General features: G+C 65.8%; 14 protein-coding genes, 1 other RNA gene and 1 CRISPR repeat array. Of the genes, 7 read left to right on the top strand and 8 right to left on the bottom strand.

Features of this window, described 5'->3' with window-relative positions; genetic code table 11:
- Positions 1-156 precede the first annotated feature (156 nt).
- Both ABD848_RS09445 and ABD848_RS09440 read right to left on the bottom strand, forming a co-directional pair.
- Entirely contained in the window at positions 157-339 is a 183-nt protein-coding gene (locus ABD848_RS09445; protein ID WP_344969816.1) for a DUF397 domain-containing protein, read from the bottom strand.
- A complete protein-coding gene (locus ABD848_RS09440; protein WP_344969814.1) occupies positions 336-1,142 on the bottom strand; it encodes a helix-turn-helix domain-containing protein in 807 nt (268 codons plus the stop codon). Before ABD848_RS09440 ends, ABD848_RS09445 begins: the two co-directional genes overlap by 4 nt.
- 178 nt (positions 1,143-1,320) lie before the next feature.
- Here ABD848_RS09440 and ABD848_RS09435 point away from each other — a divergent pair, with 178 nt between their 5' ends.
- Positions 1,321-1,578 (top strand): hypothetical protein, encoded by a 258-nt coding sequence (locus ABD848_RS09435; RefSeq protein WP_344969812.1) that lies wholly within the window; start codon positions 1,321-1,323, stop codon positions 1,576-1,578.
- 36 nt (positions 1,579-1,614) lie between these two features.
- On the opposite strand, the gene ABD848_RS09430 is transcribed toward ABD848_RS09435, so the two are convergent.
- Positions 1,615-1,848, bottom strand: a complete 234-nt coding sequence (locus ABD848_RS09430) for a winged helix-turn-helix domain-containing protein (protein ID WP_344969809.1) — start codon at positions 1,846-1,848, stop codon at positions 1,615-1,617.
- Between the two features lie 457 nt (positions 1,849-2,305).
- Here ABD848_RS09430 and ABD848_RS09425 point away from each other — a divergent pair, with 457 nt between their 5' ends.
- From ABD848_RS09425 to ABD848_RS09410, 4 genes are all read left to right on the top strand, one after another.
- Positions 2,306-2,791: an ATP-binding protein gene (locus ABD848_RS09425; protein ID WP_344969807.1), complete on the top strand. Its 486-nt coding sequence runs from the start codon at positions 2,306-2,308 to the stop codon at positions 2,789-2,791.
- A gap of 6 nt (positions 2,792-2,797) precedes the next feature.
- Positions 2,798-3,073 (top strand): hypothetical protein, encoded by a 276-nt coding sequence (locus ABD848_RS09420; protein WP_344969804.1) that lies wholly within the window; start codon positions 2,798-2,800, stop codon positions 3,071-3,073.
- A gap of 297 nt (positions 3,074-3,370) precedes the next feature.
- Complete coding sequence (locus ABD848_RS09415) at positions 3,371-3,589, top strand: hypothetical protein (protein ID WP_344969802.1); 219 nt, start codon at positions 3,371-3,373, stop codon at positions 3,587-3,589.
- A gap of 99 nt (positions 3,590-3,688) precedes the next feature.
- A complete protein-coding gene (locus ABD848_RS09410; RefSeq protein WP_344969799.1) occupies positions 3,689-3,961 on the top strand; it encodes a helix-turn-helix domain-containing protein in 273 nt (90 codons plus the stop codon).
- A gap of 176 nt (positions 3,962-4,137) precedes the next feature.
- Positions 4,138-4,836: direct repeats of the CRISPR family, unit length 28 nt; unit sequence GTGCTCCCCGCGCACGCGGGGATGGTCC.
- A gap of 519 nt (positions 4,837-5,355) precedes the next feature.
- On the opposite strand, the gene ABD848_RS09405 is transcribed toward ABD848_RS09410, so the two are convergent.
- A complete protein-coding gene (locus ABD848_RS09405) occupies positions 5,356-6,132 on the bottom strand; it encodes a hypothetical protein (protein WP_344969797.1) in 777 nt (258 codons plus the stop codon).
- Positions 6,133-6,487: 355 nt separating this feature from the next.
- Here ABD848_RS09405 and ABD848_RS09400 point away from each other — a divergent pair, with 355 nt between their 5' ends.
- Together ABD848_RS09400 and ABD848_RS09395 are read left to right on the top strand one after the other, a co-directional pair.
- On the top strand, positions 6,488-6,655 hold the full coding sequence (locus tag ABD848_RS09400) for a hypothetical protein (protein WP_344969794.1): 168 nt from the start codon (positions 6,488-6,490) through the stop codon (positions 6,653-6,655).
- Positions 6,656-7,614: 959 nt separating this feature from the next.
- On the top strand, positions 7,615-7,785 hold the full coding sequence (locus ABD848_RS09395; RefSeq protein ID WP_344969792.1) for a hypothetical protein: 171 nt from the start codon (positions 7,615-7,617) through the stop codon (positions 7,783-7,785).
- Between the two features lie 734 nt (positions 7,786-8,519).
- Here ABD848_RS09395 and ssrA read toward each other — a convergent pair.
- From ssrA to ftsX, 4 genes are all read right to left on the bottom strand, one after another.
- Positions 8,520-8,893, bottom strand: a transfer-messenger RNA (tmRNA) gene (gene ssrA, locus ABD848_RS09390).
- A 713-nt stretch (positions 8,894-9,606) separates the two neighbouring features.
- Positions 9,607-11,637: a penicillin-binding transpeptidase domain-containing protein gene (locus ABD848_RS09385; protein WP_344969789.1), complete on the bottom strand. Its 2,031-nt coding sequence runs from the start codon at positions 11,635-11,637 to the stop codon at positions 9,607-9,609.
- Positions 11,638-11,660: 23 nt separating this feature from the next.
- Positions 11,661-12,131 carry an SsrA-binding protein SmpB gene (gene smpB / locus ABD848_RS09380; RefSeq protein WP_344969787.1) on the bottom strand — a complete coding sequence of 157 codons (471 nt, stop codon included), beginning with the start codon at positions 12,129-12,131 and terminating at the stop codon, positions 11,661-11,663.
- A gap of 36 nt (positions 12,132-12,167) precedes the next feature.
- The gene (ftsX, locus tag ABD848_RS09375) at positions 12,168-13,076 is read right to left on the bottom strand and encodes a permease-like cell division protein FtsX (RefSeq protein ID WP_344969784.1); all 909 of its coding nucleotides are present in this window, start codon (positions 13,074-13,076) and stop codon (positions 12,168-12,170) included.
- Positions 13,077-13,133 lie beyond the last annotated feature (57 nt).

Below are 13,133 nucleotides of genomic sequence, written 5' to 3'. Positions count from 1 at the left end.
CCCTGGGAACTGGGCTGATGCCGAATCGAAGACCTCGGCTGGCCTCGAGGGGACGGAAATCCCCAAACGCCGCCGCAGCGCCGATGCCGCCCCCGATGGCAAAGCCCCCAGGTACACACCCAGGGGCCAAGCACCAAGCTGAGAGGGCGGGAAGTCTCAGACGCCGTCGTTTCGCACAGCGTCCAGGAACGCGCCCCACTCGGCAGAGCTGAAGCTCAGGTGTCCACGTTCGCGATTCTGGGAGTCGCGAACGTCGGCACGCTCGGAGGTCTCCCGGACCTCCACACAGTTGGTGCCGCCGTTGCTGTACGTCGATGTGTGCCAGCCAGTAACCGTCACTGTTCCAACCTCGCGATTTCTTCTCGGATTCTGTTCACGGTCTCGCCGGGAGGCAGCGCTACCCCCTGGAGAGCGGTGAACAGCATCCGGTATTGGGATACCTCCACCGTGTTCGTCACAACCTGCCCCTCACGGATGGACTCCGCGATCAGGACATCCGGCACGTGATCCGTTGTGATCAGCTTAAACGCCCCCGAGATACCAGGGTGCTTAGGTGTGTCTGCTGGGACGATATGCACAGCGATTCGCTCACGTTCCGCCAGATCCACCAGGTATGCGAGTTGTTCCCGCATGATTTCCGGAGATCCGTAGCGGCGAAACAAGATGGTCTCATCCAAGACGAGCCACAGCATAGGCTGCGGCGCGTTGGCGAACTGTTCTGCTCGCTTGGCGCGCTCCTCTACCCGTGTCTCCACTTCGTCCTCGGAGAGCCACGGAACAGCGTAGCGAATCAGGGTGCGAGCGTACTCGGCTGTCTGTAGGTAGGCCGGGACCACCAGGACCTCATACTCATAGACCGCGCTCGCGCCGTGGATCAGCTCCGCGACCTCATATTTCCATGCCTCGCGCCCGGAGCCGGTCAGATCGTCCCACAGCCGTTCCAGGCGACCGTGGCCGATGGCTTTGTCCAACTCGGCCCGCAGGGACGCGGAGGGGGTCGTCTTTCCTCGTTCGATATCGGATATGTGGCTTTTGCCGACACCTACCCGTTTTCCCAGAGCCGTTTGTGTCAGATCGTCGTCACGACGAAGCCGAGAGATCTCACGGCCATACCTGATAAGCGCTCGTTTATCGGGAGACATGCAGTCATCAGATCATGCCCTCTAGCATCCAGAAAGCGATTCCATGAGATTCCACAAGGATTGGCATCGTTCCGAGGAAGTGTAGATACCCCTTTACCTGGTGCCTTCCGATCGCGATGCTTCCTGTATGGCCACGACAGCGAACCCGCATTCCGCATCAAAACGGCGGAATTCAGACATGACAACCACATTCGACGCAGCGATGCCCCCGCGCGACCAAGGTGCCCTGTGGGTCGAAGAAAAGGCCCCGGAGTGGCGTTGTGTATGGCTTCCGCGCCATGGGACCTATCTCGCCTATCGCGATATGGAGATGGCCAATCCGAGCGCGCCCAAGCCCGCTGTGGCGGAACCAAAACCTGACGAGGTGCTTCGCGCAATCGAGTTGATCGCCGACCTGCGGGAGTTGGTGTGGGCATGGGTTTACCGCCGCGTGTAGCCCAGCGGGAGACTGTCCATGGGGCTACGGCGGTGGTTATGTGTCGAGGCGGCGCACGAAGGAGCCCAGGCCGGGTTCGGTGTAGGTGAGTCCGCGATTGCGGACCCCACTCAGCGCTTTCTGCGCTGTCGCGGAGGCGACACCGAATTCTTCCTGGATCGCGACTACGGAGGGGACACGAGCACCTGGAGCGTAGGTGCCCTCACGGATACGTTTTTCCAGCACATCAGCGATCTGTCGCCACCTGGGCTCACCTTCTTGGAACTCCACACCAGGATGCTAGGAAGTTCAGGCATACCTGCCAATCCACAGAATGCCTAGCATGCTATAGATATCCTGGGGTATTGTCTGCAAGTGAAAGTCCCCGCGAGTGAACGCACACTCCGGGGACGTGGCCACCGACTGGACAGGAGTCGATGACAGTGAAAATTCTACTTGCCACGTGTGCGTTTATGCTCCGCGTGGTCCGTCCCGCGCGTGGTCTGCACGCGCGCCCGTGGGCGATTCAAGACGAAGCCCCGACCCGCCACCGTCCGACCCGCCCGGTTCGGACAGGCCCGCAGCCCTGCGGACGCCATGCTCGCCCCGCCCGGGTGCGCGGCTACCTGCCGGCGCACCAGCAGTGCCCCTTGCCACGTGCCGAACGCACCCCTCATGAGGAGAAGGCCTTTACCGAGCACCCCCGGCGCAGTGTCGCGACCCTCCCCAAGACCACGGAGGTACGGGCATGAGCAAGCACACCAGTAATACCCCCGCTGCGACCTTCACGTGTGACCGTGCGTGGCGGCGCCGCTTCGCCGGGGTGGCGTCGAGTGTGAAGGCGGGCCGGTGCTGGCTGGAGACGGTGGCCGCCGAGATGGGCGCCCCCGACGAGCAGCAAGCCACCGCCGCGCTGCTGCTCTCCGAGACCGCCACGAACGCGCTGCGCCACACCGCCAGCGCCGAGCAGGGCTACACCGTGGAGGTGTGGGCACGGTTTGCGGGCTGGCTGCGCGTGGAGGTGCGCGATGCTGGAAGCTCGTCCCGCCCGCGGGTGCAGGCCCGCCAGGCCGCCCCCAAACGCGAGTCGGGCTATGGGTTGGCGTTGGTGGAGGCCTTCGCCCACACCTGGGGCGGGTTGGCGCCTGAGCAGGGTAGCGGGGTGTTCTTTGAAATCGCCTGGCAGCCGGTGGCGCCCCATCCTCCCGCGCCGCTGGATATGCCGGGGATGTGAGCGGTGATGGAGGTCTATCCCTGCACCCAGGTGCGCCGTCTGCGCGCCGAGTTTCCCGACTATTGGATCTATCGCACCACCGTGGCGTGGTGTGCGGGCTATATCGCTGTGGCCAACGAGACCGCCCTGACGCGCGGGAAGGCACCCATGCTGGCCGCCTCGAGTGCCACCGAGCTGGAGGCGCGTCTGCATGCCCAGGACCCACGCCCGCCGCTGCCCAAGCGCGATCGGTCGCGGTGCTACTGGCGCCCCTGGCCGGGGCGTTTCCTGGCTGAGGAGTAGTCTCTGGGTTTTGTTTTTTAACGGCGGGGGTGGGGGCCGTGGGGGTGTTCTCCGTTCGCTCGTGCCTCGATCGCTCCGCGATCTCGGCAGCCTGAAGGGGGCGCCCACCCGCATGCGCCCACCGACCGCTCCCGCCGCCCTTTTCAAAAAACAAAACCTCAGACCGCCCGGTCGCCCCCCTGCACCAGGGGGTGCGGAGACCACGCAGAGGGGACAGCACCCCTCGGGTCGACCGGGCACCCCCGTTTTGTGCCCCTGCCTGACCTGTGTGTTGGGCCTGTCAGGAAAAACCCGCCCATGACCCCACCCCCCAAGGCTCAGTCCCACGAATCCCCCGATGAGCACCATCCTGTGCTGGCCCGGCTATGCCGCCACAGCCCACCCCAGGACTACCGGGTGGCCTATGAGGCCGGAATCACTCCGGCGGTGATGGCCGCCCACACCGGCTGGAGCCTGCCCACCGTCTACGCACGCCTACGTGCGGCCGCCACGGTGATGGACCCCGGTGCCGCCTAGCCAACCGTTCGCCAGGACCTGGGAAAACCTGGGAGAAAAGGTGGCCGCCACGGTGATGGGACCTGGGGCCGCCCGCACCCCCTCCTCGACACCGCCGAAATGGTGCGCCTCTACCACGAGCAGGGCTGGTCAATGAGTCGCATCGCCACCCATATGGGCCTCAGCCTCAATACGATCAACCGTCGCCTGCATGCCACCGGCGTGACGCACACCCCGCGCCAGCGGCCCGCGCGCCTGCACCCCCACGATGAGACCTTCGTGCTCTATCGCCACGAGACTCACCCTCGCGCCATCGCCGCCGTGCTGGGCCTCAACCCCCGCACCCTCTACAGCCGCCTGGCCAAAACCCGCGCCCGCGGCTGGATCACCTAACCACAACACCCAGCCAGGCCACCACAAACCAAAGCAGCGTGGCCACCGCTACACTGCCGGGCATGGGACACCAACCAACACCTCTGCGAACCTTGCGGCTTATGCGGCATTCGCCCGATTCTCAACAAGTGGTCAAAACAGCCATTCACCGCTGACAGCGTCGCAGGTCAACGAGGGTGCTCCCCGCGCACGCGGGGATGGTCCCATCGCGGGCATTGCGAACTACTTGCGTGTCGAGTGCTCCCCGCGCACGCGGGGATGGTCCCATCTGAACGTCATCAGACCAAAAACCCATTTTGTGCTCCCCGCGCACGCGGGGATGGTCCGGCCGCGGCCGACTGTCCGCACGCCTGAGGCAGGTGCTCCCCGCGCACGCGGGGATGGTCCCGGCCTGACCGTCCGTGCCGTGGAGCACGGCGAGTGCTCCCCGCGCACGCGGGGATGGTCCCCGGGATCGAGGCGATCCCGCCACGCAGCACGCGTGCTCCCCGCGCACGCGGGGATGGTCCCATCGCCGTCTACCGCGCCGAGCACCAGCTCGGGTGCTCCCCGCGCACGCGGGGATGGTCCGCGCACGGCCGGTGGTGTGGCGGCCGCGCTCACGTGCTCCCCGCGCACGCGGGGATGGTCCCGTTCCCGCCAGAGCCGCTGGTGAACGCCTACAGTGCTCCCCGCGCACGCGGGGATGGTCCCGTGTGGTTCTGAAAAATCGCCTGCCGGATCGAGTGCTCCCCGCGCACGCGGGGATGGTCCCCTCCACGAACGTGAAGTTCACGCTCACCTCATGTGCTCCCCGCGCACGCGGGGATGGTCCTGGGGCCGCACCGGAGACAAGGCTTTCGACGCCGTGCTCCCCGCGCACGCGGGGATGGTCCCGAGATCTCCCAGCCGGACGTTGACGCGCCCTCGTGCTCCCCGCGCACGTGGGGCGGCGTGTTGGGAGGGTGGCGCCATCCGCTCGTGCCTCGATCTCGGCAGCCTGAGGGGGCGCGGGGATTGAGGTGACGTGAAGCGACGCAGGAACGCAAGGGCTGGGGGTGGGGTGAGGTGGTGGAGGCGGCTACCGGGGTGCAGGACGATGACGATGGTTCGGGATGCACGGCGAGGGGTGGTGGCTTCTCGGCTGCAACGCCGGACTGTGGCAGCCACCCCAGGCACAGCCCACCCCTGGCTGCCGAGATCGCGAAGTGATCGAGGCACGAGCGACGGGAAACCGACTCTGGTTTCCCCAAGCCAGATCCACACCGCGCCGCAGGCCCACACACGCGGGGAGTACGAAGAGCTTGCGGTAGCGCTCTACCTCTTCATAGGACTATCCCCGCGGGCGCGGGGATAGTCCACACCGCGGCGTGCCCCGGTCATCTGTCCGGGGCACGCCGCCCAACGCCGATGCGTCAGATATTACGCAGGTAGCCAGAATAGAAGCCGTCCTTGTTGACGGTGATCTGTTGGCGCTTGTCGATGTCGATTCCGAAATCGACACCGTAGATCGAACCGCCGATGCGGCCATTCCAATTCGTGGAGCCGTAGCCGTACCCTCCCGAGTTCCAGTGGCCGGAATTCACGGCAGTCACGTTGACCACGAAGTTATAGTTACGCTTTCCGGTTTCTAGCCTGTGCGCGTCGTCGACCCTGGAACCGTTAGTGTGGTAGTAGAGGTTAAGCTCCAGGCGGGTAACGGTCACGCCCATGACCTTCTGCTCCACCCTGTACCAGCTCCGGTAATTACCGGGCGCCAGATTTAGGGGGCTGACCTCACCGGTACCGGAGTCGACTTTCTCCATACCGCTGGTCCGAGTGATCACGACGCCGTCGTTGACCTGGGCGCGTGAGCGGGTCCCGGGAGAAGCGCTGCCTGCTTCCGCGGCCTCGTCCAGCAATGCCTCGGTCGTATCGGCGTCCTGAAGATGCTCCAGGAACTGGTGCTGCTCGCTCTCACTGAGCCCTGTGAACTCGGCAAGGGTGTCCTGTGCTCCAGGAACGTCGGAGTTCTCCAGGTAGTCGACGTAGGCTTCGGGGGTAACCTCGTTGACCACAGGGTACTCGCCGCTTTCCTCAGCGGGCGCGGCGCTGGCTGTCTGAGCTGAAGCCGAGAGGAGAACCGAAGCTCCCGCTGTAACGATTACGGCCAGCGAGCGCTTGACGGAGATTCTGCTTGGGGATATAGCCATCTTGAACTCCAATTTCGGAGTGCATTTTTACATTTCCCCACATACTCTAGCGACTTCCATCTCTCACATAAACTCCGAGACCGAATTTGGATATCCCTCCTTTATGATCCAACAATCCCGAAGCTTTGGCCAGCACACTTTTGTTTTTTCCTGGCAGTGACACCTTGCACTGGTGTGGCACACTGCGAAAAACGAAGATCACAGAGTTGCCACTATCAACCGTTCTCCGAAACCTGCTACCGTTTATTCATATTTTTCTTCGAATTTCGGGTTGACTTCAGCCTTTCTTCTGTTTCAATAGTGAGACGCAGCGTGTCCGTGCTACGCCAATACCGGACTCCGCAGGAGGAGAGCGATGAGCAAGCACGCGAAGACTATCCTGATTGTGGTCGCTGCGGTGATCGTTGGCGTGGTCGTGGTAGCAGTGCTGCTCGGAGTTCTGGGCGGAATCCTATGGGCGGGTGGCTCCACGTCCGATGGCTCGGGCACTGTCGGGGTTTCCAGCGCGTACCTGACTGCGTGAGGTCATCTCCGACAGATCGCCCGCGAAGCCGCCGCGCTGCTACTGCCCTAGCCGCCTCAGGGAGCCGGAGTTAAGTACCGGGAGTTGTGCGCTGTATGCCGTGCACCTAGGAGGCATGTGAGCGTGCCCGGTCGTGCTCCCCGCGCACGCGGGGATGGTCCGCCGCCACCGGCAACGTGGTGTTCTTCTGCGTGGTGCTCCCCGCGCACGCGGGGATGGTCCGTATGTCTCCGCCCCCTCACCGTTGAAGGTGCGGTGCTCCCCGCACAGGGGGTGGTTGTGCTTGGCGGGGTGGGAAAGTGCGTCGTCCGCTCGTGCCTCGATCGCTGCGCGATCTCAGCAGCCTGAGGGGGCACGGTGGCTGGGGAACACGAGAAGCATGGGGACACGAGAAGCATGGGGGCGCGGTGGCTGGGGGGACACGAGAAGCATGGGGGCGCGGTGGCTGGGGGGACACGAGAGGTATGGGGGCGCGGTAGTTGAGGGGCATGAAACGATGCCGGTGGCCGCCCGGGTAAAGAAACGCTGCGCTAGGTCGACACACAACAAGCAGGCGACAACCTCCCCACATACGGGGCCCGGTGAGCGCAGCCGCCCGAGGGCAGATGGCGTCCCCCGAGAAGTGGCAGGTGAGCCCCCGGCATAACCTCCTGCGGCAGATTCCCCATGGGACCACAGCACTAGGGCCCCGGCACACCCCGCCCTTAGCAGCCGGGCGGATTCCTGTGGGGCCGCGGCGCTAGGACACCCACCCCAGCCACAGCCCACCCCTGGCTGCCGAGATCGCGAAGCGATCGAGGCACGAGCGACGGGAAACCGACTCTGGCCTGCTCAAACCAAATCCCCGCCCGTGCCGCAGGTCCCCGCACGCGGGGACGATCCTTGCGCATACATCACATATAGGTCGTAACTGGCGCGCTCCCCGCGCACGCAGGGATGGGGTGACCAAGGAGATGTCGGTGTATGAGTTGCGCGAGTGCTCCCCGCGCACGCAGGGATGGTCCCAGCGGGTGAGCTGCCGCATGTTCGACACCGCTGTGCTCTCGGCGCGGGGGTGGTCGTGCTTGGCGGGACTGGAGGGCGTCACCGTTCGCTCGTGCCTCGATCGCTGCGCGATCTCAGCAGCCTGAGGGGGCGCGGTGGCTGGGGGGACATGAGAAGTGTGGGGACGCGGTGGCTGGGGTGACATGAGAAGTGTGGGGGCACGGTGGTTGAGGCGCCCTGAAGGGGGTGCGGTGGTTGAGGTAGCACGAAAAGATACGGACACGCGGTGGTTAAGGGGCATGAAACGAGGCCGGGGGCCGCCCGGGTGAAGGAACGCTGCGCTAGGTCGACACACAACAAGCAGGCGACAACCTCCCCACATACGGGGCCCGGTGAGCGCAACCGCTCGGGGAAGATGACACCCCTGAGAAGTGGCAGGTGAGCCCCCGGCATAACCTCCTGCGGCAGATTCCCCATGGGACCACAGCACTAGGGCCCCGGCACACCCCGCCCTTAGCAGCCGGGCGGATTCCTGTGGGGCCGCGGCGCTAGGACACCCACCCCAGCCACAGCCCGCCCCTGGCTGCCGAGATCGCGAAGCGATCGAGGCACGAGCGGCGGAAAACCGACTCTGGCCTGCTCAAACCAAATCCCCGCCATACCACAGGTCCCCGCACGCGGGGACGATCCTTGCGCATACATCACATATAGGTCGTAGCTGGCGTGCTCCCCGCGCACGCGGGGATGGGGCGCCGTCACCGTCGCGCGCTTCTTCGCCGTCGCTGTCCCAGCGATCGACAGGCGCCGCGCCCCTGGCGTCCCATGACAGAGAAAAAGCCCCTGACGTCTGCGATTTCGCAGGTCAGAGGCTTTTTCTTATAGGTGGAGGTGGCGGGAATTGAACCCGCGTCCTTCAACGCCGAACCAAGGCTTCTCCGGGCGCAGTCTGCTTAGCGTTCTACTCGGCTCCAGCGCTCTCGCAGACAAGTCGCTGACGAGCCCAGCCACGTGAATGTCCCAGTCAGGCCCCGTGGCCTGATCTGACTGGTGAGTCTCCTAACCGATGCCGAGTCCTGAGCCGGAGACGTGCTCAGGTCGACAGAGACGCTATCGCTTAGGCAGCGAGAGCGAACTCAGTGCGCTTAGAGTTGGCACTTATATTTAGCACGATCGCATGATTAACGAGGCGGCGATCGCACATCCTCGGCCCGCTTCCCTCGATCCGATCCGTCGAAGTCGAAACCGATCACCCCCTGTGGAATTGTCAACGGACCCGAAGGTCCGCACGGAGACCGGTCGTGGCCGACTCCCGCCAGGGTGAGCCAGACCGCCTAACCGGATCTCTCCTACACAGTGACTTTACCGTGCCAACGCGCACTACACCAAGTTAATTCCCCCTGCCTCGCGCGTTGACTCCGTCTCGTCGCGGCGGCCCCTGCCGCTGCGAGGTGGAAGTGGTGCCGCGACGCAGGGGCCACACACGAGAAACCCCCGCGGGCGCGGACGGGAACCATCAACGCTGCCCGCGAGGGCGGCCGGCAGGGTCAGGCCGGCCTCGATCAACAGGGCCTCCCCCGAGACGAGGTCCTGTTCTCGCGACTGGTTACCGTAACCCCCTTTACGGCCCAGTCACTAGGGAAGACGCCTCTCACCAGGGAAAAGGTTGCCCGAGCCGCGCGGATTCTTCGCACGAGTCCGCGCCCCTGCAAGGGCGTGGTTAGGGCCGGCTCCATGGAACGAACACGGTGTTGGGCGGTGCTCTGCCCGAGTGCGGACCGCTCGCCAGACAGCCCCGTAGCGCCGGCCCCAGATTCTGTTTTTCGGAGGCGTGGGGCCGTGGGGATGTTCTTCGTTCGCTCGTGCCTCGATCGTTGCGCGATCTCGCCAGCTCGCGGGGGCGACAGCGGACGCACTCACCCGCTTTTCGCCCACCGCCGGCCCCTTCCTGCCCTTACGAAAACAACAACCTAGGCGCCGGCGGCGGCACCGTTGTCGGCCGGGGCGTCCCCTGGAGCGGCGCCCGGCGCGGCGCCCGGCGCGGCACCGCCCTCGGGTGGCGCGGTCCCCTCGCCCTGCTCATGGGTGCCTTCGGCGTAGCCCGCGGGTAGGCGTTGCAAAAAGTCCGAGACGGCCCCAACCGCCCACTGGTAGTCCTGCTGGGCGGCCGGGTCGATCTCGACGACGCAGGCGAAGGCCACCCGCCCCTGGTATCCCGCGAACCATTGCAGGGTCCGCTGCTGGCCGTCGATCTGCTGGCCGGCGGTGCCGGTCTGCCCGTGGACCGGGACCGCGCCGACGTTGGCCATCGTCGCGGCGCCCTCGACCGTGGCAGAGCGCATCAGCCCGCGCAGCGTCTTGGCATTGTCGGGGTTGAGTGGCTGGCTCGGCTCGGTGGCGGGGTTGTTGGCGTCGCTGCTGAGCACCAGCTTCGGGGCGTGCCAGGAACCGTCGGCGACGGCTCCGGCCACGAGCGCCATCGACAACGGGCTAACCCGGACCTGGTCCTCGCCGGTCACGGCGGCAGCGGTTTGCGCAACGTCGGCGGGGGCCGTGAACTCGCCGGTGTAGGCGGGCACCGGCAACTGCCAGTCGCCGCCGATGCCGAAGTTGCCGGCCGCGGCGGAAAGGTTCGTGGCCTCGGCTGACTCCGCCATCGTGGCGAAGGCCGTGGTGCAGGCGTAGGCGAAGTTACGGTCGAGGTCGGTGTCGCCGAACAGTTGGCCCCCGCCGGGGTTGGTGAAGGTGCGCCCGCCGACAGTCTTCTTCTGCGGGCACGGGACCTCTTGCTGCGGAGTGACCGTGCCGGCGGCCAGCATCGCAGCAGTCGAAACAATGGTGAAGGCTTCCCCTGGACGGTACTCCCGGGTGAAAGCGCCATCGTCGTCAGCGTTGGTGCCCTGGCTGGCGGCTGCGAGAATCTCACCGGTAGGGGCGTCGACAGCCACCAGGTAGGAGCGGGTGGGCACCGTGTCGAGCGCGCCGGCGGCGGCCTCCTGGGCGACGATGTCCAGGGAGGTGCGCAGCGAGCCGCTCTTCTCACCGTTCCAGGCGTAGAGGGTCTGGTTCTGCTCGCCGGACTCGTCGAGCGTCACGATGCTGGTGGTGGCGGTACCGGCAAGGCGCTGTTGGTAGACGCTTTGCAGCCCGCCGAGGCCGACGGTGTCGCCGGCCTGGTAGGGCCCGGAGACCCGGGAGGAGACCTTGTGCTCGGCCGTGCCCGCGACGGTGCCGACAACAGCCGAGGCCACCTTGGGGCTGAGCGGCATCCTCATGTCGGCGGTTTCTACGCCCGCGATCGCGGTCGCGGTGTCGACCACCGACTGCGAGACGTCGTTGCGCCGCATCAGCACCAACGGCTGGAACTTCTCCGGCGGCGCGGAACGGACCCGGTTGAGGAGGGGATCGGGGTCCTCGTCGAGCAGCTCGGCCAGCTCCGCTATGCCCCCCTCCGTGTCACTCATGTCGGCGGGGCGAACCCCGAAGGCCACGACATCGGTTTCACCGACAAGCGGCTGCTCGTTGCGGTCGTAGATCTGGCCGCGAGGGGGCACGCTGTAGGTGACGGCCAGCCGCTCGCCAGGGTCGAGCTCAGGGTGGATGACGCTGGGCGCCCACTCGATCGCCCAACCGGCCTCGCTGCGGACCAACGGGATGGTCCCGGTGTACTCCCACACCGGATCTCCGATCCCTAGGTCGGCTTCGACATCGAACGAGGCCGTAGCGGTGTCGGTCGCACCGTCGACGGTGATCGGCCCCAGCCCCAACCGCAGTGCCGCGAGGTCGAGCTGGTCGTGGGCCTGTTCGAGCGCGGCGGCGACGGCGTCGAGCTCGCCCGTGGTCTGGCGGGCCGCGCTGCGATAGTCACCGGCCTGCCAATCCAGCAGGAACGTGCGCACCGCCACTTCGGGACTGGGCTCAGCCACGCAGCCGGTGACGGCGGCGGCCGTGGCGATGCCCGCGAGGCAGGCGGTGAACCGACGGAGGGGAGGGGGGGTCACCCTTCGAGTTCCTTTCCGGGGCCTCAGCGCCGACGGCGAAGGGCGCGCTCCATGTCACGCTGGGCCTCGCGCGCCGCGATGTCTCGGCGTTTGTCGTAGGTGCGTTTACCGCGGGCCAGAGCGATCTCCACCTTGGCCTTACCGTCGCGGAAATACAGCGACAGGGGGACCAGGGTGCGCCCCTGCTCTTGGGTCTTGCCGATGAGCTTGGCGATCTCCTCACGGTGCAGTAGCAACTTACGGGGCCGGCGGGGCTCGTGGTTGGTCCAGGTGCCCTTTGTGTACAGCGGGATGTGCACGTTTTGGAGCCAGACCTCACCGTCTTTGACCAGCGCATAGCCGTCGATGAGGGAAGCGCGCCCGGCCCGCAGCGACTTGACCTCGGTTCCGGTGAGGGCCAGCCCCGCCTCGTAGGTGTCGTCGATGTGGTAATCGTGCCGAGCTCGCCGGTTCTGGGCGATGACGTCGCGCCCTTTCCCTTTCTCCCGTGGCACTGGGGACACTTCCCTTCTAACAGCCTCGCGTGGGCCTTATACCCGCAGGTAGCGCCGCAGTGTCAGGAAGGAAGCCACCGTACACAGCAGCACACCCAGGATGATCGACACGCCGATGACGGAGAAGACCGAACCGAGGCTCAGTGTCGCGTCGAACTGGAACCACTGCTGGACCCTATCGAGCAGGAAGTACTTTGTCGCCACAATAAAGCCTGAGGCAAAGATACCGCCGATGAGCCCGGAGATCGCCCCTTCCAGCAGGAACGGGAGCTGGATGTAGAAGTTGGAGGCCCCCACCAGCCGCATGATGCCGGTCTCCCGACGCCGGCTGTAGGCCGACAGGCGGATGGTGTTGCCGATGAGCAGGGAGGCAGCGGCGAGCTGGATGAGCGCCACCGTCAGCGCCGCCCACTTCAAGCCGTCGAGCAGCCCGAAGAACTGGTCGAGGACATCCTGGTCGTTGGAGACGGAGTCGACGCCGGGGCGGCCTTCGACCGCGCTCTGGACCGTGTCGTACTCCTCCGGATTCTCCAGTTGCACCCGGAAGTTGTCGGGCAGGTCGCCCTTCTGGGTGGCTTCGACGAGGGCCTCGTTGTTGGAGAAGCGGTCCTGGAAATCCTCCCACGCTTCCTCCGCGGTGACGTACTCGACGCTGGCCACCTCGGACATGGCCTCCAAGTCCGACTGGATCTGCTGGCGCTCGTCCTCGGTGGCCGGCCCGTTCTCCTGGCACACCGTAGTCACCGACTCTTCGGTGCACAGGTAGATCGTGAGTGAGATCCGTTGATCCCAAAAGCCGCGCATCTCGGTGACCTGCTGGTTGATCAGCAGGCCACCGCCAAACAGAGCGAGAGAGATGGCCACCGTGGTGATCACCGCGATGGTCATCGTGAGGTTTCGGCGCAGGCCGATCCAGATCTCAGAAAGTACGAACTGTGCGCGCATGAGAGTTAAGGGTCCATCCTTGTGGGGGCTCTACCGCGCCACTGGGCGCTGGGTGTG

The sequence above is a fragment of the Salinactinospora qingdaonensis genome, assembly GCF_039539445.1.
Lineage (GTDB): Bacteria > Actinomycetota > Actinomycetes > Streptosporangiales > Streptosporangiaceae > Salinactinospora > Salinactinospora qingdaonensis.
Note: the sequence above shows the minus strand (reverse complement) of the source record. Positions and strands in the feature narration are given on the sequence as shown.